At 63.1% G+C, this 17,376-nt stretch carries 16 protein-coding genes and 1 tRNA gene; 14 read left to right on the forward strand and 3 right to left on the reverse strand.

Annotated features, from left to right (window positions below):
- Window positions 1-188 precede the first annotated feature (188 nt).
- Complete coding sequence (locus tag OGR47_RS07025; RefSeq protein ID WP_165048448.1) at window positions 189-722, forward strand: CreA family protein; 534 nt, start codon at window positions 189-191, stop codon at window positions 720-722.
- Window positions 723-726: 4 nt separating this feature from the next.
- Here the strand turns inward: OGR47_RS07025 and OGR47_RS07030 are convergent, their stop codons facing one another.
- Entirely contained in the window at window positions 727-1,062 is a 336-nt protein-coding gene (locus OGR47_RS07030) for a hypothetical protein (RefSeq protein WP_165048222.1), read from the reverse strand.
- 350 nt (window positions 1,063-1,412) lie between these two features.
- Between OGR47_RS07030 and cysS the strand changes: the two genes are divergently transcribed.
- The 4 genes from cysS (at window position 1,413) to cimA (ending at window position 5,229) form a co-directional block, all read left to right on the forward strand.
- On the forward strand, window positions 1,413-2,825 hold the full coding sequence (gene cysS / locus OGR47_RS07035; RefSeq protein ID WP_165048224.1) for a cysteine--tRNA ligase: 1,413 nt from the start codon (window positions 1,413-1,415) through the stop codon (window positions 2,823-2,825).
- 165 nt (window positions 2,826-2,990) lie between these two features.
- Entirely contained in the window at window positions 2,991-3,125 is a 135-nt protein-coding gene (locus tag OGR47_RS07040) for a hypothetical protein (RefSeq protein WP_256367609.1), read from the forward strand.
- Window positions 3,125-3,637 carry a GNAT family N-acetyltransferase gene (locus OGR47_RS07045; protein ID WP_165048226.1) on the forward strand — a complete coding sequence of 171 codons (513 nt, stop codon included), beginning with the start codon at window positions 3,125-3,127 and terminating at the stop codon, window positions 3,635-3,637. The genes OGR47_RS07040 and OGR47_RS07045 overlap by 1 nt, the downstream gene beginning before the upstream one ends.
- Window positions 3,637-5,229 (forward strand): citramalate synthase, encoded by a 1,593-nt coding sequence (cimA, locus tag OGR47_RS07050; RefSeq protein WP_165048228.1) that lies wholly within the window; start codon window positions 3,637-3,639, stop codon window positions 5,227-5,229. Before OGR47_RS07045 ends, cimA begins: the two co-directional genes overlap by 1 nt.
- A gap of 72 nt (window positions 5,230-5,301) precedes the next feature.
- Here cimA and OGR47_RS07055 read toward each other — a convergent pair whose 3' ends face one another.
- On the reverse strand, window positions 5,302-5,481 hold the full coding sequence (locus OGR47_RS07055; RefSeq protein WP_165048231.1) for a YdcH family protein: 180 nt from the start codon (window positions 5,479-5,481) through the stop codon (window positions 5,302-5,304).
- Between the two features lie 289 nt (window positions 5,482-5,770).
- On the opposite strand from OGR47_RS07055, the gene OGR47_RS07060 reads away from it, so the two are divergent.
- Window positions 5,771-5,845, forward strand: a tRNA-Val gene (locus OGR47_RS07060).
- A 343-nt stretch (window positions 5,846-6,188) separates the two neighbouring features.
- On the opposite strand, the gene OGR47_RS07065 is transcribed toward OGR47_RS07060, so the two are convergent.
- Complete coding sequence (locus tag OGR47_RS07065) at window positions 6,189-6,668, reverse strand: copper chaperone PCu(A)C (RefSeq protein WP_165048233.1); 480 nt, start codon at window positions 6,666-6,668, stop codon at window positions 6,189-6,191.
- Between the two features lie 442 nt (window positions 6,669-7,110).
- Here OGR47_RS07065 and OGR47_RS07070 point away from each other — a divergent pair, with 442 nt between their 5' ends.
- From OGR47_RS07070 to mmoY, 8 genes are all read left to right on the forward strand, one after another.
- Window positions 7,111-8,625: an SCO family protein gene (locus tag OGR47_RS07070; protein WP_165048235.1), complete on the forward strand. Its 1,515-nt coding sequence runs from the start codon at window positions 7,111-7,113 to the stop codon at window positions 8,623-8,625.
- A gap of 71 nt (window positions 8,626-8,696) precedes the next feature.
- Window positions 8,697-9,047, forward strand: coding sequence for a hypothetical protein (locus OGR47_RS07075; protein ID WP_165048237.1), 351 nt, complete (start codon window positions 8,697-8,699; stop codon window positions 9,045-9,047).
- Window positions 9,048-9,162: 115 nt separating this feature from the next.
- Window positions 9,163-9,717 carry a DUF1097 domain-containing protein gene (locus tag OGR47_RS07080; RefSeq protein WP_165048239.1) on the forward strand — a complete coding sequence of 185 codons (555 nt, stop codon included), beginning with the start codon at window positions 9,163-9,165 and terminating at the stop codon, window positions 9,715-9,717.
- 124 nt (window positions 9,718-9,841) lie between these two features.
- Window positions 9,842-11,953, forward strand: a complete 2,112-nt coding sequence (locus OGR47_RS07085; protein WP_246729531.1) for a sigma-54-dependent Fis family transcriptional regulator — start codon at window positions 9,842-9,844, stop codon at window positions 11,951-11,953.
- A gap of 4 nt (window positions 11,954-11,957) precedes the next feature.
- Window positions 11,958-12,293: a hypothetical protein gene (locus tag OGR47_RS07090; RefSeq protein WP_165048243.1), complete on the forward strand. Its 336-nt coding sequence runs from the start codon at window positions 11,958-11,960 to the stop codon at window positions 12,291-12,293.
- A 48-nt stretch (window positions 12,294-12,341) separates the two neighbouring features.
- Complete coding sequence (locus OGR47_RS07095; protein ID WP_165048245.1) at window positions 12,342-14,024, forward strand: Hsp60 family chaperonin; 1,683 nt, start codon at window positions 12,342-12,344, stop codon at window positions 14,022-14,024.
- 448 nt (window positions 14,025-14,472) lie between these two features.
- Window positions 14,473-16,056 carry an aromatic/alkene monooxygenase hydroxylase subunit alpha gene (gene mmoX / locus OGR47_RS07100; protein ID WP_165048247.1) on the forward strand — a complete coding sequence of 528 codons (1,584 nt, stop codon included), beginning with the start codon at window positions 14,473-14,475 and terminating at the stop codon, window positions 16,054-16,056.
- A gap of 131 nt (window positions 16,057-16,187) precedes the next feature.
- On the forward strand, window positions 16,188-17,375 hold the full coding sequence (mmoY, locus tag OGR47_RS07105; RefSeq protein ID WP_165048249.1) for an aromatic/alkene monooxygenase hydroxylase subunit beta: 1,188 nt from the start codon (window positions 16,188-16,190) through the stop codon (window positions 17,373-17,375).
- Window position 17,376 lies beyond the last annotated feature (1 nt).

A 17,376-nucleotide genomic window follows, 5' to 3' on the forward strand; every position in this document is an offset into this window, starting at 1 on the left:
CTGCGGCGGCGGTTCAGGATGCACGCGTCCTACGCCCGATCGCCTCGGATTCTCTCCTGCATCATGTCGGCAACAAGGCGGTAGCGAGGGCCACGCGGCGGCATTTTTTTGCAGGGGCGAAGCCTCCGGCACTTCCCATGCGCCAAGTCCTCGCCCATATCCGGCGCGACGGCATTGGAGACCGGCTTATGAAGACGAACCGTTTTGGAGCGATATTCTCGATTGCTTTCGCGGCCGCGCTCGGCGCGAGCGCGGCTAGCGCACAGGAAGGGCCGGATCTGATCTTCCGCAAGTCGACCGACTTCAAATTGCTGACGCCCAACGACAAGCTCGCGACCTATGTTGTCGACGATCCGCTGATCGACGGCGTCGCCTGCGCTTTTACGGCGCATGAAAAGGGGGGCGTCGCCGGCATGTTCGGCGTCGCCGAGCAGACCTCGGAAGTATCGCTCGCCTGCAGCCAATTCGGGCCGATCAAGCTGCGCGCCGGCAAGGAGAATGAGAAATTTTCGCAAGGCGAGCTCGCCATCAGCGAGCGCCGGTCGCTGTTCTTCAAGCAGATGCATATTGCGCGCGGCTGCGACACGAGGCGCAACATGCTTGTCTACATGGTTTATTCGGACAAGCTGGTCGAGGGCTCGCCGGAGAATTCGACGTCGAGCGTGGCGATCCAGCCCTGGGGCGGGAGCGAGCCCGCCAAATGCGCCAATTGGGTGAAGTAGGCGGTTATTCTGCGCAGGAGACCACCGCCGCGCCGGGCTTGACCGGCTGGCGCGGCGCATCGGCTCCGATGGAGGCCGTGATGTCTTCGGCGCGGCCAAAGGCCTTCGCCGGACCATGGCCGTGAGATTCGCACCAAGCATCGGCCACGATCTTCCCGCATTCGGATTTCTGGGTGAGGCAATCCAGCACGCCATAGCCGTCGTCATCGACGACGATATAGGAGGCCGGGGCCGCATGGGCGCTGGCGTGACAGGCTGCCGAAATGAGAAGCCCTGCGACGAGCGGCGCGGTGAGGCGCGGCCAGAGAGACTTTTCGTGTTTCGACGAGAGAATGAACATGCCGGCGCCCGCTCCATGGCCGCCAGGGAAAACGGGGCGGCATCGTTAAAAGTATCGGGACGCAGTTAATCTTGCGTTAAGTCGCCACGATCCTGCCGCAAATGCGGCGCGGCGCCGGGATGCGATGCGGCGAACCCAGAGCGGCGGCAAAGCGCTCTTGCGGCGCTGCGAAAGCGCGCTTGACGCGGCGGCGGTTTCGGGCGCATGGTCGCCGCCATGACGCTTCCCTCGCCGCTCCCCTGCCGAATTTGTGGCCGGATCATTATCAGCTAGCAGCCCACGCTGGCCGGAGCCGTCACGTCCCCTAAACGACATGAAACGCGCCGGCTCAGCTGGCGACAGAGGTTTTCATGTCGACGCCCGCGCTCAAAATCTACAATACGCTGACGCGAACGAAGGAGGCCTTCGAGCCCATCGATCGCAACAATGTGCGCATGTATGTCTGCGGGCCGACGGTCTATGATTACGCCCATATCGGCAATGCAAGGCCGCTGATCGTCTTCGACGTGCTCTACCGGCTGCTACGGCATCTCTACGGGCCCAAGCATGTCAAATATGTCCGCAACATCACCGACGTCGACGACAAGATCAACGCGCGCGCCGCCCAGCGCGGCATTACCATCCGCGAGCTGACCGAAGCGACCAACAAGGTCTTTCAGGAAGACGTGCGGGCGTTGGGCTGCCTGGAGCCCGACGTGCAGCCGCGCGCGACGGAACATATCGCGCAGATGATCGCGATCATCGAGCGGCTGATCGAGTCCGGCCACGCCTATGCAGCCGACGGCCATGTGCTGTTCGACGTGCCGTCCATGCCGGAGTATGGGCGCTTGTCTCGGCGTTCGCTCGACGAAATGCTCGCAGGCGCCCGCGTGGACGTCGCGCCCTATAAGCGCGGCGACATGGATTTCGTGCTGTGGAAGCCGTCGAAAGAGGGCGAGCCCGGCTGGGAGTCGCCATGGGGCAGGGGGCGCCCGGGCTGGCATATCGAGTGCTCGGCGATGTCGTGGAAGCATCTCGGCGAGACCTTCGACATCCACGGCGGCGGCATCGATCTCGTCTTTCCGCATCACGAGAACGAGATCGCGCAGTCATGCTGCGCTTTTGGCCGCGATGTGATGGCGAGATACTGGATGCATAACGGGTTCCTGCAGGTCGAGGGCGAGAAGATGTCCAAGAGCCTGGGGAATTTCGTGACTATTCACGAGCTGCTGCATACGGAGAAGTTTGGCGGGCGGAAGTGGCCGGGCGAAGTGCTGCGGCTGGCGATGTTGCGCACGCATTACCGGCAGCCGATCGACTGGACGGTGAAAGCGCTGGAGGAGGCGGAGAAGACGCTGGATGATTGGTACAAGAAGGTAGAGTCCATCGAGACGGACAAAGCGGAAATACAGCTGGATCCCGATTTTGCAGAGGCCCTCTGTGATGACCTCAATTTTCCGAAGGCCGTCTCAATTCTACATTCTTTGTACCATAAGGCTGGTCCGCCCTTGGCTGGTAAGGAGCAGATCGACGCCAAATATAGATTCAAGAAGGCTGCCCACTTGCTTGGGCTCCTGCAGGGGAGGACCAGCGATTGGTTTGAGCAACGGACGCCTATCGAAATCGACAAGCAAGACATTGAAAAATTGATCTCCGCCCGCCTCGCCGCCCGGGCCGCCAAGAACTGGGCCGAGTCCGACCGCATCCGTGACGAGCTTGCTGCGATGGGCATTGCGCTCAAGGACAATAAGGACGGCACGACGACTTGGGAGGTGAAGCGGTGAACGCGCCGCCTCCCAGTGGTCCCCAAACGCGCCAATTCCGTCATGGCCGGGCTTGTCCCGGCCATCCACGCCGAGACATTGCGCCTCTGCGGGGCGTGGATGCCCGCGTCAAGCGCGGGCATGACGTGCCGAGAGATGCAGGCCAACGAAGCAGGGAAGCGTAAGATGTCCAACAACGACTGGAAAAACACGCTGCCGTTCAAGCGCCATTGGGCGGTCTATCTTCTGTTCAAGATTCTCGTTCTCGCCGGCGCCGCCTTCGTCGCTTGGCAGATCTTGCGCAGCTTCGAGGTCGTGTAATGGCGCAGCGCGGGGCTTCGCCCGGTCTTCGGCCCTATCTCCCGAGCGACACGGCGGCGCTCTCGGCGCTCTTTCGCGCGAGCATTGAGGCGCTCTCGGCCGAGGATTATGACCCGGACCAGCGCGAGGCCTGGGCCTCGGCTGCGGACGACGCCGCCGCTTTTGCCGCCCGGCTCGCCGGCGCCCTCACTATTGTGGCGCTGGTCGGCGGCGAGATCGCGGGCTTCGCCTCGCTCAAGGACAACAAGCTCCTCGATATGCTCTATGTGCGCCCGGACTTCGCGGGGCAGGGCGTCGGCGGCGCGCTTGCAGAAGCGATCGAGAAGCTCGCCGGCGCGCGGGGGACCAAGACGCTCACCGTCGAAGCCTCCGACACGGCGCGCGACTTCTTCGCCGCGCGCGGCTATGTCGCGCAAAGCCGCAATACGGTGACGATCGCCGGCGAATGGCTCGGCAACACCACCATGACCAGAGAATTGGCGGCCCCGCCGGCCGCCGCGGGATCGCATTGATGACCAGGGAACGCGTGACGCTTTACGACACCACGCTGCGCGACGGCGCGCAGACCACAGGAGTCGATTTCTCGCTCGACGACAAACGGCAGATCGCCGCCATGCTCGACGATCTCGGGATCGACTATGTCGAAGGCGGCTATCCGGGAGCCAATCCGCTCGACACGGAATTCTTCGCGCAGCGGCCGAAGCTGCGGGCGCGTTTCTGCGCCTTCGGCATGACGCGCCGGCAGGGGCGTTCGGTGGAGAACGATCCGGGCGTCGCGGCGCTCTTGGGTAGCTCCGCCGATACGGTGACCTTCGTCGCCAAAAGCTGGGACTATCAGGTCAAGGTCGCCTTACGCTCCACGGAAGAGGATAATCTCGCGGCAATTACGCAATCCGTAAAAGCGGCTGTCGCGCGCGAGAAAGAAGCGGCCGTCGATTGCGAGCATTTCTTCGACGGCTTCAAGGACAATCCGCAATATGCGCTCGCCTGCGCCAAGGCGGCGTACGAGGCCGGCGCGCGCTGGGTGGTGCTTTGCGACACGAATGGCGGCACGCTGCCACATGAGGTCGAGCGCATTGTCGCGGAGGTCGCCAAGATTATTCCGGGCGATCATATCGGCGTGCATTGCCACGACGACACGGGGCAGGCGGTGGCGAATTCATTGGCGGCCCTGCGCGCGGGCGCGCGGCAGATTCAGGGCACGCTCAACGGATTGGGCGAGCGCTGCGGCAACGCCAATCTTACGACCATCATCCCGACGCTGCTGCTCAAGGATGAATACGCCGCGCGCTTCGAGATTGGCGTTACGCGCGAGAAGCTGGCGCATCTCACGCGCACCAGCCATGCGCTGGACGAGCTTCTCAATCGCGCGCCGAACCGCCACGCGCCATATGTGGGCGCCAGCGCCTTCGCGACGAAAGCTGGCATTCACGCCTCCGCCGTGCTGACCGACCCGCGCACCTATGAGCATGTGGCGCCGGAAACGGTGGGCAATCAGCGTCGGGTGCTGGTCTCCGACCAGGCCGGGCGGTCCAATATCATTGCCGAGCTGACGCGCCTCGGCGTGACGCTGGACAAGAACGATCCGCGCCTGACTCGCCTGCTCGACGAGGTGAAGGAGAAGGAATCGCAGGGCTACGCCTATGAAGGCGCTGACGCGTCCTTCTTTCTGCTCGCCAAGCGCGTGCTCGGCGAAGCCCCACATTATTTTGACATCGAGCGCTATAGCGTGGCGGTCGATCGGCGCTTCGCGCGCAACGGCTTCGAGGACAAGGGCGCCGAGGCGATCGTCAAGATCAATGTTCATGGCGAGACGCGCATCTCGGCGGCCGAAGGCAACGGCCCGGTCAATGCGCTCGATGTCGCGCTGCGAAAGGATCTTGGCGCCTATCAGAAATTCGTCGACGACGTCCGGCTTGTGGATTACCGCGTGCGCGTCTTCCAGGGCGGCACGGACGCAGTGACGCGCGTTCTGGTGGAATGCGCGGACGGGGAGGGGAATCGCTGGTCGACGGTGGGCGTCTCGGCCAATGTGATAGACGCCTCTTTCGAGGCGATCGTCGACGCGATCAACTACAAGCTGCTGGTGTCAGGCGCGCGGTGACCCGCAGGCGTGATCCGGAAAGGGTGAAAAGCGACGGGGCGGAAAGAGCTTCCCGCCCCGTTCGGGCCTGCGTCAGTGGCGTGTTTCGCTGGCCGCCAATTTGACGAGCTCGTCCTTTATTTGCAGCTTCTTGCGCTTCAACTCGATGATTTTGACTTCGTCGGCATTGCGGTGAAGCTGCTCTTTCTCGATTTCCTTCTCGAGCGCCTCGTGGCGACGTTGGAGTTCGACGATATGGCCCTGTAAGGACATGCGAAACCTCCTTTGTGACTTTCCCCTCTCGCGAGGAGCGCACGGTCAAGCATGCCACAATGGGAGAGGCTCGCAAGACAAGAATTGTCGCAGCGTCATAAATCTTTCGTTCGGGCGACATCCGGCTTCAATAGGCTGTTAACTCCCCCTCCTGCCAGGCCGCTGCTGGTGGGGTTTTCGCGGTGCCGCATGGCCGTGAAATTTTTCTGCACAAAGGCGCTTGCGCCCCGCCGCGTCCGCCACTATACACACGCCACCCGAGCCGCCGCCAAGGCGGAACCCCGGAAGGGGGCGCGTAGCTCAGCGGGAGAGCACTACGTTGACATCGTAGGGGTCACAGGTTCAATCCCTGTCGCGCCCACCATTCTAATCAGCCACTTACGAGAAACGCGGCCAGCCAGCTGAGAAGCTGGGGAAGCAAGCGGCCAGATTTTGCGGTCTGCTGTGTCAATCTAATTGGCCGAGCGACACAGCCGATTACGGCCACTCCCGTGGTGGGCAATGTTTGCTTGCGCGTGTCTGCTGCGCATTCAGGCGCTCGTCGAGCAGGTGTTGCCGCTCTCCCAGAGCGAGGGCGCGTCGTCGCCACCACGGCGGGTCAAGCCGGGGGAAGCGGGGCGCGGGTGCGAACTTTAGAGTGACGCTTCCGCAGGCGGAGCCGAGATGAGCCTTCCCGGTGGCCGTCCACAGCGACGCGAGGGGGCGTGCTACAGTCGCCGTGTCTCCACATGAAACTCGATCTTCTTCGAGCCGCCGCTTTCGAAGCGTAGGGAACCTTCGATCCTTTGCCCCAGCTCCAAAGATGATTTCAGCTCGAGGAGCATGAGATGATAGCCGTGGGTATGAAAGTCGACCGATGTTTTGGCGGGGATTTCGACGCCGCGAGGGACGGGGCGCATTTTCATGATCCCGTCGGCGACATCCGTTTCATGCAGTTCCGTATGGTTGCACACGGCGATATCCACGCCGACGATTCTGATCGGCGTCGTTCCTAGGTTCCGCACCGTCACATAGCAGGCGCCCGTGACGACGCCCTTTGGAGACGCCGCGCACCACGGATGCTCCACCTCGACGTCGAGAGGGCCAGCGACGCCCGCGCTGGCTCCGAGACCGAAACAAAGAATGCCTCGCGCGACAGCAATAACGGGATTGCGTCGTCTGGACCGGGTATGGCTCGTTCTGCTCATGGCCAGCGTTCGGCAACATCGGCGCCAGAGCACGATCCGAGCCGGCAAAATTCGGAACCACCGGCATTCTCAGGCGGCGGCCGACGGTTCACAGTGCTTATGCTGTAAATACGGCGAGCCGCGATGAATAGTGTTGATACATATGCGCGAATTTCCAGTCAGATTCGCGAACAGAGAGCGGATCATGAGGCTGTCGTAATTTTCGATCGGGGAAACGACAGCTCCGAGGCGCGCAAAACTGTCCATTTATTGAACGCGACGTCCTGTCGCAGGATTTATTGCCCAGCGGCAATTGACGCAATAGCTCGACGATTCTTATGGTCTATCTCGTTCTTCCGTTCGAGGATCTCGGATCGACGTAGGCGCATCTACGCATTGCCGTCGCGTCTTCTTTCCTATGTCCCGCACGCGGGGCTTTCGACCCATTTCAACGCACCGGTAAATGCTCGTGCTTATTCGACCGCGCTCGACCGTCTTGATCGACTCCGCCTTGGACGCCGGCGACATTCGCGCTGAAGCGTCGGCCAGAAGGCGCGAGATGAAGAGAACGGCCTGCAAGCGCGTGCTGATGCTCGTGCTCGCATACGCCGCGTTCGAGAGCCTGTCGGCCATCTTCGCGATCGAGGCGAACGCGCAGATCGTCGGCGCTCTTTCCATCGTCGGCCTCGCTTGGGCCTGCTCGTCGCTGTTTGCGAAGCGGCGCGTCACGGAGTGCATGACGATCGAGCGAGGCATTGTCTGCATCTCACGCTATGTCGACGGCGAGCTCGTCAGTCGACGCAGAGTGAAGGCGGTCCGAGTCTTCCGGCGCGTCGACGACGCAGGTGTCTGCCAGCGCGTCGAGATCGCAGGAGCCGCGCGCCAATTCGAAATCGCGCGTGATGTCCTGCCCGCCGAACGCGAAAGGATCGTCGAGCGGCTGGCCGCAGCGTTGCGCGAGGCGAGCGTCGAGGCGCCGGTGCAAACCATCCGCGGAGCGCCAACACGAGGGGCGCAGGAAATCGTGCCGCCGTCGCCGGCTTTTTTGCGCGGCGTTCTACCGAAATTCCGAGTCAGGCGGTGCGCGAGCATCGAAGCTTCGACCTCCATTCCGCCCGAAGCTTCATCTTACGAAATGCGCCTCGGGGCGTTCGATGCGCCGTTGGGCGCCAGAGCCAAAGACGTGGCTGTGAAGCGCCTGAAGACCACATGGATCGTCTGCGCGGCCGTATCGGCGGTGATGGTCATTCCGATGCTGCAGGCGGCGCCGCGGCCTCGCGACGCGATCGCGGCGCCGCGCAAGGCCGCGCCGGCGTTTCGTCTGACATCGTCTACTGGCGAAGCGGTCGACGACCGCTCGATGCTCGGACGTCCCTTTGCCTTGTTCTTCGGCTTCACGAGATGTCCTGAGGCGTGCCCGACGACACTGCTCGAGCTGACCAGCGTCGTGAAGGAGGCTGGCGCAGATGCTTCCGATTTCGAGATTCTGTTCGTCAGTCTCGACGTCGAACATGATACGCCCGAGCTCCTCTCGGATTTTGTCGGGTCCTTCGGACAGCGCGTTGTCGGACTGACGGGATCGGTTGACGATATCGCGCGAGCGGCGCGGGCCTTTCGGGTCTATCAGCGCAAGGTTCCTCTCGAAGGCGGCGGCTACACGATCGACCACACGACGCTCGTCTATCTCGTGGATCGTCGCGGCCGGCTCGTCGATACGCTCTCCTTCACGGAGCAGGCCGACATAGCCGCTAAGAGGCTGAAGGCCTTCCTCCTCGAGGAGGCCACGCATGGCGTCGGACGAAGCGGGCGACGCAGGTCGCGCATACGCGGCCGGCGCGGCGCGGCGGCGACGCCAGCGCGTCGCTCTCGCAAGACACATGCGCGACAACCTGCCGCATTGCGTGCGACAAGCGGTCGCTGGACCCTGTATCGCTGCTATAGCGCGTCTCGATCCGACACGCGGGGTGAGCGATCTTGAAAGCGTCAGGCCGGTCATATCGGAGCATCGCGCGGACGGCCTCAGCCCGAGCCGTCGCGACCCGAGCGGTCGTGAGCGCGGCGGTTGCGATCCTCTTGCTGTTGCAAGCGGCGTCGATCGGATTCGCAGCCGGCGCGACCGCCAATGGCGCCGCCGGCCCGCTGTTCGGAACGATCTGCCAGAACGCGGACACGGCGAATAGGGATTCGTCCAAGCCGGTCGAGCAACAGCATGTCGGCCCCTGCTGCGTTCTGCATTGCAGCTCTTTCATCGAGGCCGATGCGGGGCGCGCTCCCGTCGAAATCCTGCCTCTGGAAACCGTTTCCGCTTCTCCGGCGTGCGATGATCAGATCGACGCCGTCATCGTCGCGCCAGAGCTGCGCGCCCTCTGTCCTCGCGCGCCCCCGCCGCGCGGCGTCTGATCCCCTCAACAGTCATCGTCAACTGCCGGGCGGCTTTGTTCGATTGAACGGCCAACCCAAGGGATTCATTCGCACGCGCCGATCGTCGATCGCGCGGGACTAGAGGAATTTTATCATGAGCATCTCGATATATCGGGCCGTGAGCATTGGCGCGCTCGGCGGCGTGGCCGCCTTTCTCGCCGAGGGGCCTGCCGCCCACTACGGCGCGCAGCTCTTTCCCATTCTGATCGGCTGGGCCGGCTACTACCACTTCGGCGGCAAGATCGAGGGCGTGAAGAAAGCGCTTCTTCATCTTCTTGCCGGCGTCGTTCTCGCTGGCGTCGCCCTGGCTCTCTCAACGCGTCTCCCCTATGGCGAGACGCTGGGCGCTCCGGCGTGGACGGCGATCGCCGTGGCGATCACGCTCGGCGTCCTCGTCTTCGCGTCGCGACTGTCGGCGCTCAGCGACTTCGCCGTCGCGATCCTCGGCTATGCGACGCTTTTCGCGCTCGCGGGCGTCTCGGACCGTGGCGAGAGAATCATCGCGCTGTCGCAAGACAATCCGATCGCCGTCGCGGTTCCGCTCCTGGCGGGCGTGATCTTCGCGCTCTTGTCGGACTATCTGACGGAAGCGCTGCAAAGATACGTCCCGCTTCGCGGGCAGCGGCCGCAATCGGCCACGAGCGCCTGATCCAAGGACCGACGCCTCTCACTCGACCAGAAGCGCTCGCCATTCCTTAGGAATGGCGAGCGAAAGCCGTCGCCGCGCTGCATGCCGCCGCGCCACGACGACATTCATCATCGGGAGGATCGCCTTGAGCGACTTCATAGTGAGACAGCCCTGCGTGGAACGCGAGGGGGCTTTCGCGGGCGTGCTCTGTTCCGCCGAAGCGACAGGCCTCTATGGGGTGGACCGCCCGGGCGTCGCCTGGGATTGGATGAAGCAGACGGGACAAGCCCCTTGCGGCGTGGATTGGGTGCGGCCGCTGGTGGCGGACGCCTGGATGCGCTGCGTCGAAGACCATGCGCTGCCGACCGGCGTGGATTTTCCGCCGCGCCAACGCCAGGGCGATGGCTTCGCTCCCGACGTCGACGCGACGTCCCGCGCCGCGAACGGCGCCGTCGCATCGCATCTCTCGGCGATGATCTACGAACTCGGCGCGCTGCTCGACGACGCGGACGTTACGCTCCTGCTGACCGATGCGGCCGGCCGCGTGATCCATCTGCTCGACTCCGGTCGGCGGATATGGGCGGGCGGTATGCAGATGGCGCGCATCGGTGCGGACTGGCGCGAAGCGAGCCTCGGCGCCAATGGCGTCGGGACGGCGGCGCTGTTGCGCGAGCCTGTCGCTTTTGCCGGCAAGGAGCATTTCAACGCCGCGCTGCATCGCTGCGCGACCGCCGGCTGTCCCATTTCCGGCCCCGACGGCGGGATCGTCGCAATCATCGGCGTGATCTGCGATCGCCCCGACGCGGCCAGATTGCTGCTCGGGTTCTTGAAGGTTGCTCGTCGCCTCCTCGAAGCTTCTCTTTTCGAACGCATGTCTTGCGACGGCTTCTTGCTGCGGCTACGTTGCGACGACGAGGCGGGCGGCGAGGGCGGCCCGTTGAGCGCCGGGCGCTTGTTCGTCGCAAAAAACGGCCGCGTGTGCGGCGCCGATCGAGACGCGCTGGACATTCTCGGTGCAGGCGACGCGGCGGCGATATTAGGAAAAGATGCGGCGACTACGATCGGCGTCGATCTGACGGCGCTCGCTGCCGCAAGCGATAATGCGGACCTCGTCATGCTCGTCGCGCGCGAAGGACGCGCTGTCGCGGCGGAAGTCCACCGCACGGCGAAACGCAGGAGCGACCCAGCCGTTTCGTCGGCCGCCTCGCCCGCCGCGACGGGCGCGCTCGGCCATCCTGCGAACGCCTTCGACGGCGAGTGGTCCGACAGCGTGCTCGACTCGGCGCTGCGCAAAGCGACAGGGCTGCAGGAGCGCAACATTTCCATCCTGATCACGGGCGAATCCGGCGTTGGGAAGGATCATCTCGTCCGTCGCCTGCACGCTTCCGGACCTCGCAAGGATCGGCCGCTCGTTGCGATCAACTGCGCGGCGATCCCCCGCGAGCTCATCGAAAGTGAGTTGTTCGGCTATGAGGGCGGCAGCTTCACCGGCGCGCGCGCAAAGGGCAAAGCGGGGAAATTCGTCGAAGCGGACAAGGGCATTCTGTTCCTCGATGAAATCGGCGACATGGCGCTCGATCTGCAAGCAACGCTGCTGCGCGTGCTCGATTCGAGCGAGGTCACGCCGATCGGCTCGAGCAAGCCCATCCGAGTCGATGTGCGAGTGGTCGCCGCGACCAATCGCAGCCTTCAGGAGATGGTGCAAAAAGGCGCGTTCCGGCGCGACCTCTATTACCGATTGAACGGCGTGCAGCTTCGATTGCCGTCGTTGTGCGAGCGTCCCGATCGATTGCGCCTCCTCGCGCATCTGTTCCGGCTTGAGCAGGAGGCGCTCGGCGTCACCGAGGAGATGTCTTTCGAAGACGACGTCTGGCGTATTTTCGATCGGCACCCTTGGCCCGGAAACATCCGCGAGGCGCGCAATGTGCTGAGATCGTCGATCGCAGTCGCGAGAGGAAAGCTGATAGCGATCGACGATCTGCCCGCCGACTTCTTGCAGGAGCTGAGCGCCGATTGCCCTGGCGCCGCCGAGGCGTGCCGGAGTGTCGCACGAGACGCGCAATGTGCGGAAGCGGGCGACGAAACCTCCTTCGATCTCGCGGACTGGGAGGCGAGGGCGGTGCGCTTCGCGCTTGCGTCGAGTAACGGCAACATCGCCAAGGCGGCCCGCAACCTCGGCATCACCCGCGCGACGCTCTACCACAAAATGGCGCGTTTCGGCCTGCGCAGCGACAAGCGGATCGTTTCCAAGAGGTGACGCGATGGACCCTGACGACCGCGCATTTCTGGAAGAGATGGCGCGCACGCTCGACGCCTCGATGCGCGAACTCGAGCAAGAGGCAGATCGTCTGACGGCGATTATCGGCGAGGAACGCGTCGCCGAGCTCGCGGCCTATCTGCGCAAGGAGTTCGAGCCTGTCGATCTCGAAGAGATGCGCCGTGGCCTCGATTACGACGACCGACGCCTGTTGTCGATCTGGATACGCCTGGAACGAAATCGCAGCCATCGCGTCGCGGCTGGACGTCGCACGATGATCCTCGACGCCGGACGCGAGGACATCGACATTACATCCTTCGACAAGTCGAAGAACAAATGAGGAAGCGTCGCTGCGTCACTTCCGACGCGCGACAAGTGGAGAAAAATCGTGGCGAGACATATTGGTTTTGGCGATCCCGTGCGCATGAAATTGCTCGACGGCGTGAATACGCTTGCGGACGCAGTGGGCGTCACGCTCGGCCCGCGCGGCCGCAACGTCGTCATCGAGCATCGAGCGGCGGGCCTGCCGCCGGTCGCGACGAAGGACGGCGTGACCGTCGCACAGGCGATCGAATTGGCGGGCCGGACGGAGAGCGTCGGCGTGTCCCTCGTGCGCCAGATGGCGACGACGGTCGCCAAGGAGGCCGGCGACGGGACGACGACCTCCGTCGTGCTGACGCGTCGCATCGCCGTCGAGACGCGAAAGGCGCTCGCTGCCGGATTCAATCCGCGTGATCTCGCAATCGGTATGGAGCGCGCCGCGCGCGCGGTCGACGCGGAGCTCGCGCGGCGCGCGCGGCCCTGCGTCGACGTGCGATCGCTCGCACATGTCGCAACGCTCGCGGCGGCGGGCGAGGAATCGATCGGCGCCATTGTCGCCGAGGCGCTCGGGCAGGCCGGCGAGGGCGGCATAGTGGACGTCGAGCTGGGGAACGCGCTTCACGACGAGATCGAGTCCGTCGAGGGCATGCGTTGGGCGCAGGGCTATCGCTCGCCCTATTTCATGACCGACAGCACGCGCAAGCTCGCCGAGCTCGAGGACGCCTATGTGCTCGTTTATGATCGCGTGATAAATGATTTCGTCGAACTCTTGCCTGCGCTGGAGTTGGTGCGCCGGCGCAAAGGCAGCTTGCTCGTCGTCGCCGAAAACATCGCCGAAGAGGCTCTCCCCGGCCTGCTGCTCAATCATATCCGCAAGAACCTCTGCTCCATCGCGGTCAAAGGTCCGGGATATGGCGACAGCCGCTATGAATATTTGCTCGATCTCGCCGCTTTGACCGGCGGGCGAGCGATTATGGAAGCGTTCGGCGAAGAACTCTCCAGCGTGACGACGGAACATCTCGGCCGCGCGCGGCGCATCGTCGTCAGCGAGGACGAGACGGTCGTGATCGGCGCCGGCGGCGACCCGGCTTTGATCGCCGACCGTCTTGCCTCCGCGCGACGGCAAGCAGAGCTGATTACTGGCGGCGACGCATCCAAAGGCTCGCCCAGCGGGAAGCGACACGACCTCGAGAATTTGCACGCGAGAATCCAGGCGCTCACGGGCAAGGTCGTTACGATCAAAGCTGGCGGCTTCTCCGACATTCTCATCAAGGAACGGATGCAGCGCATCGAAAATGCGTTGAACTCGGCGCGGGCGGCGCGCGACGAAGGCGTCGTCGCCGGCGGCGGCGTCGCGCTGTATCGCGCCCGCGCGGCGCTCGCCAATCTTGACGGCGACAATCTCGATGAGCGCCACGGCATCGCCATCATACGCGAAGCGCTCGACGAGCCGATACGCCGTATCGCCGGCAACGCAGGCGTCGACGTCAATGAATTGCTGTTCGAGCTCAAACGAACCGATGACGACTTCTGGGGAATGGACATGCGCAGCGGCGCCTATGGCGACCTCTATGCTGCGGGCGTGATAGATCCTGCACGCGTCTCCCGTCTCGCGCTCCGCAACGCTATCGCGACGGCGTCATCACTGATGACCGTCGAATGCGCCGTTACGCACGTTTCCCCGAGCGATCCGACGTTCGGCTTCGATCCGCATCTCGCTGCGCTGACGAGAGAAGATCCGCGTTCCTGAGCTTCAAGCGGATACAAGTATCGCAAACAAGCGGTGCGCATGGCTCCTCCGCAGCATTTTGTTGCGGGGCTGCAGCCATGCGCGCCGCTTGTTCTGTGCGTTAGTTTGGCGCCGATAGCGTCCTGGCGAAATTCGTGCGCAGATCGTGCGTATGGTTCCTTTACACATGTATCGCTGATCATCTTTCAGCATCGGCGCCATCGCTCAAGGGATATTTCGACATCACCACAAATCCTTTGCAAACGCTTCGATTCACGAATCTCGTGATGACTGGCACGCGCCTTGCCAAACAAGTCGGGTCATCGCTTGCACAAGAAGCGCGGCGGTGGCGTCGAAAGGTTTCCTTATTCGAAATTTGTAAGCGAGTCGCCCGAGCAGAACGTGCGGGGCGTCACGAAAAGCAAAGCCCACGAAGCTGGAAACGATAAGTCTGGTAGGAGGAACAAGAATGGCGATCAGTCTCGCAACCAAGGCGGCGACCGACGCTCTGAAAGTCAACCGCGCTCCGGTCGGCGTCGAGCCGCAAGAGGTGCACAAGTGGCTGCAGAGCTTCAACTGGGACTTCAAGGACAACCGCACCAAATACGCCACCAAATATCATATGGCGAACCAGACCAAGGAGCAGTTCAAGGTCATCGCCAAGGAATACGCCCGTATGGAGGCGGCCAAGGACGAGCGCCAGTTCGGCACTCTGCTTGACGGCCTCACCCGTCTCGGCGCCGGCAACAAAGTGCATCCGCGCTGGGGCGAGACCATGAAGGTGATCTCGAACTTCCTCGAGGTCGGCGAGTATAACGCCATCGCCGCTTCGGCCATGCTGTGGGACTCCGCCACCGCCGCCGAGCAGAAGAATGGCTATCTCGCGCAGGTGCTCGACGAAATTCGTCATACGCATCAGTGCGCTTTCATCAATCACTATTATTCCAAGCATTATCACGATCCGGCCGGCCACAATGACGCCCGCCGCACGCGCGCGATTGGCCCGCTGTGGAAGGGCATGAAGCGCGTCTTCGCCGACGGCTTCATCTCCGGCGACGCCGTGGAGTGCTCGGTCAATCTTCAGTTGGTCGGCGAAGCCTGCTTCACCAATCCGCTGATCGTCGCCGTTACCGAATGGGCTTCGGCCAATGGCGATGAGATCACGCCGACGGTGTTCCTGTCGGTGGAGACGGACGAGCTGCGCCATATGGCGAATGGCTATCAGACGGTGGTGTCGATCGCCAATGATCCGGCGGCGGCCAAATATCTCAACACCGATCTCAACAACGCCTTCTGGACGCAGCAGAAGTATTTCACGCCGGCCCTCGGCTATCTGTTCGAATACGGCTCCAAGTTCAAGGTCGAGCCTTGGGTGAAGACCTGGAACCGCTGGGTCTACGAGGATTGGGGTGGAATCTGGATCGGCCGTCTCGGCAAATATGGCGTCGAGAGCCCGCGCTCTCTGCGCGACGCCAAGCGCGACGCCTATTGGGCGCATCACGATCTGGCGCTCGCCGCCTATGCGCTGTGGCCGCTCGGCTTTTCGCGTCTGGCGCTGCCGGACGAGGAGGACCAGGAATGGTTCGAGGCGAACTATCCGGGTTGGGCCGACCATTACGGCAAGATCTACAATGAGTGGAAGAAGCTCGGCTACGAGGATCCCAAGAGCGGGTTCATCCCCTACGCCTGGCTGCTGGAGAACGGTCACGACGTCTATATCGACCGCGTCTCGCAGGTTCCGTTCATTCCGTCGCTCGCCAAGGGCTCGGGTTCGCTGCGCGTGCACGAGTTCAACGGCAAGAAGCACTCGCTCACGGATGATTGGGGTGAGCGCATGTGGCTGACGGAGCCTGAGCGCTATGAGTGCCACAATATCTTCGAGCAGTATGAGGGACGCGAATTGTCGGAGGTAATCGCCGAGGGCCATGGCGTTCGCTCCGACGGCAAGACGCTGATCGCCCAGCCTCACGTGCGCGGCGACAATCTCTGGACGCTCGAGGACATCAAGCGTGCGGGCTGCGTTTTCCCCGATCCGCTCTCCAAATTCAACTGATTTCCGTTCGACGGCGCAAGCTGTCGAACCGACGGGAATTCCCGGCGCGTCTCGCACGCGCCGGGATCTCGGCGGGCGATGCGCGCCCGCCCACTGCAAGCACGAACAAATCCCTTAGTGGAGGACATCTAATGTCACAGCCTCAGAGCTCTCAGGTTACGAAACGAGGTCTCACCGATCCAGAGCGCGCGGCGATCATCGCCGCCGCTGTTCCGGATCACGCGCTCGATACGCAGCGCAAATATCACTATTTCATTCAGCCGCGCTGGAAGCGCCTGTCTGAATATGAGCAACTGTCGGTCTATGCGCAGCCCAACCCCGACTGGATCGCCGGCGGCCTCGATTGGGGCGACTGGACGCAGAAGTTCCACGGCGGCCGCCCGTCCTGGGGCAATGAGAGCACCGAGCTGCGCACGACCGATTGGTATCGCCATCGCGATCCGGCCCGTCGCTGGCACGCGCCTTATGTGAAGGACAAATCGGAAGAGGCGCGCTACACGCAACGCTTCCTCGAGGCCTATTCGTCCGAAGGCTCGATCCGCACCATCGACCCTTATTGGCGCGACGAAATTCTCAATAAATATTACGGCGCTTTGCTCTTCAACGAGTATGGCCTGTTCAACGCGCATTCGTCGGTCGGCCGCGATTGCCTGTCTGACACGATCCGCCAGTCGGCGACCTTCGCTGGTCTCGACAAGGTCGACAATGCGCAGATGATCCAGATGGAGCGCCTGTTCATCGCCAAGCTCGTCCCCGGCTTCGACGCCTCGACCGACGTGCCGAAGAAGATTTGGACGAGCGATCCGATCTACGCCGGCGCGCGTGGCACCGTCGAGGAGATCTGGCAGGGCATTCAGGACTGGAACGAGATCCTCTGGGCGGGTCACGCCGTCTATGACGCGACCTTCGGCCAGTTCGCCCGTCGCGAATTCTTCCAGCGTCTGGCGACGGTCTATGGTGACACGCTGACGCCCTTCTTCACGGCGCAGTCGCAGACCTATTTCCAGATCACCCGCGGCGCGATCGAAGACCTCTTCGTCTACAGCCTCGCTAATGATCCGGAGTTTGGCGCGCACAACCGCACCTTCCTCAACGCCTGGACCGACCATTATCTCGCGCGGTCGGTCAGCGCGCTCAAGGATTTCGTCGGCATCTACGCGAAAGTCGAAAAGGTCGCGGGCGCGACCGACCGCGCTGGCGTCAGCGAAGCGCTGCAACGCGTCTTCGGCGATTGGAAGATCGATTACGCGGAGAAGATCGGGTTCAAGATCGACGTCGACGAGAAGGTCGACGCTGTTCTCGCCGGCTACAAGAATTGAG

The sequence above is a fragment of the Methylocystis sp. MJC1 genome (genome assembly GCF_026427715.1).
GTDB lineage: Bacteria > Pseudomonadota > Alphaproteobacteria > Rhizobiales > Beijerinckiaceae > Methylocystis.

What these genes read in the sequence shown, in the direction of transcription:
- mmoX (WP_165048247.1), top strand. Translation starts at nt 14,473, where the DNA reads ATGGCGATCAGTCTCGCAACCAAGGCGGCGACCGACGCTCTGAAAGTC.
- OGR47_RS07040 (WP_256367609.1), top strand. Translation starts at nt 2,991, where the DNA reads ATGTCCAACAACGACTGGAAAAACACGCTGCCGTTCAAGCGCCATTGG.
- OGR47_RS07025 (WP_165048448.1), top strand. Translation starts at nt 189, where the DNA reads ATGAAGACGAACCGTTTTGGAGCGATATTCTCGATTGCTTTCGCGGCC.
- OGR47_RS07055 (WP_165048231.1), bottom strand. Translation starts at nt 5,481, where the DNA reads ATGTCCTTACAGGGCCATATCGTCGAACTCCAACGTCGCCACGAGGCG.
- cimA (WP_165048228.1), top strand. Translation starts at nt 3,637, where the DNA reads ATGACCAGGGAACGCGTGACGCTTTACGACACCACGCTGCGCGACGGC.
- mmoY (WP_165048249.1), top strand. Translation starts at nt 16,188, where the DNA reads ATGTCACAGCCTCAGAGCTCTCAGGTTACGAAACGAGGTCTCACCGAT.
- cysS (WP_165048224.1), top strand. Translation starts at nt 1,413, where the DNA reads ATGTCGACGCCCGCGCTCAAAATCTACAATACGCTGACGCGAACGAAG.
- OGR47_RS07080 (WP_165048239.1), top strand. Translation starts at nt 9,163, where the DNA reads ATGAGCATCTCGATATATCGGGCCGTGAGCATTGGCGCGCTCGGCGGC.
- OGR47_RS07065 (WP_165048233.1), bottom strand. Translation starts at nt 6,668, where the DNA reads ATGAGCAGAACGAGCCATACCCGGTCCAGACGACGCAATCCCGTTATT.
- OGR47_RS07045 (WP_165048226.1), top strand. Translation starts at nt 3,125, where the DNA reads ATGGCGCAGCGCGGGGCTTCGCCCGGTCTTCGGCCCTATCTCCCGAGC.
- OGR47_RS07090 (WP_165048243.1), top strand. Translation starts at nt 11,958, where the DNA reads ATGGACCCTGACGACCGCGCATTTCTGGAAGAGATGGCGCGCACGCTC.
- OGR47_RS07030 (WP_165048222.1), bottom strand. Translation starts at nt 1,062, where the DNA reads ATGTTCATTCTCTCGTCGAAACACGAAAAGTCTCTCTGGCCGCGCCTC.
- OGR47_RS07070 (WP_165048235.1), top strand. Translation starts at nt 7,111, where the DNA reads ATGCTCGTGCTTATTCGACCGCGCTCGACCGTCTTGATCGACTCCGCC.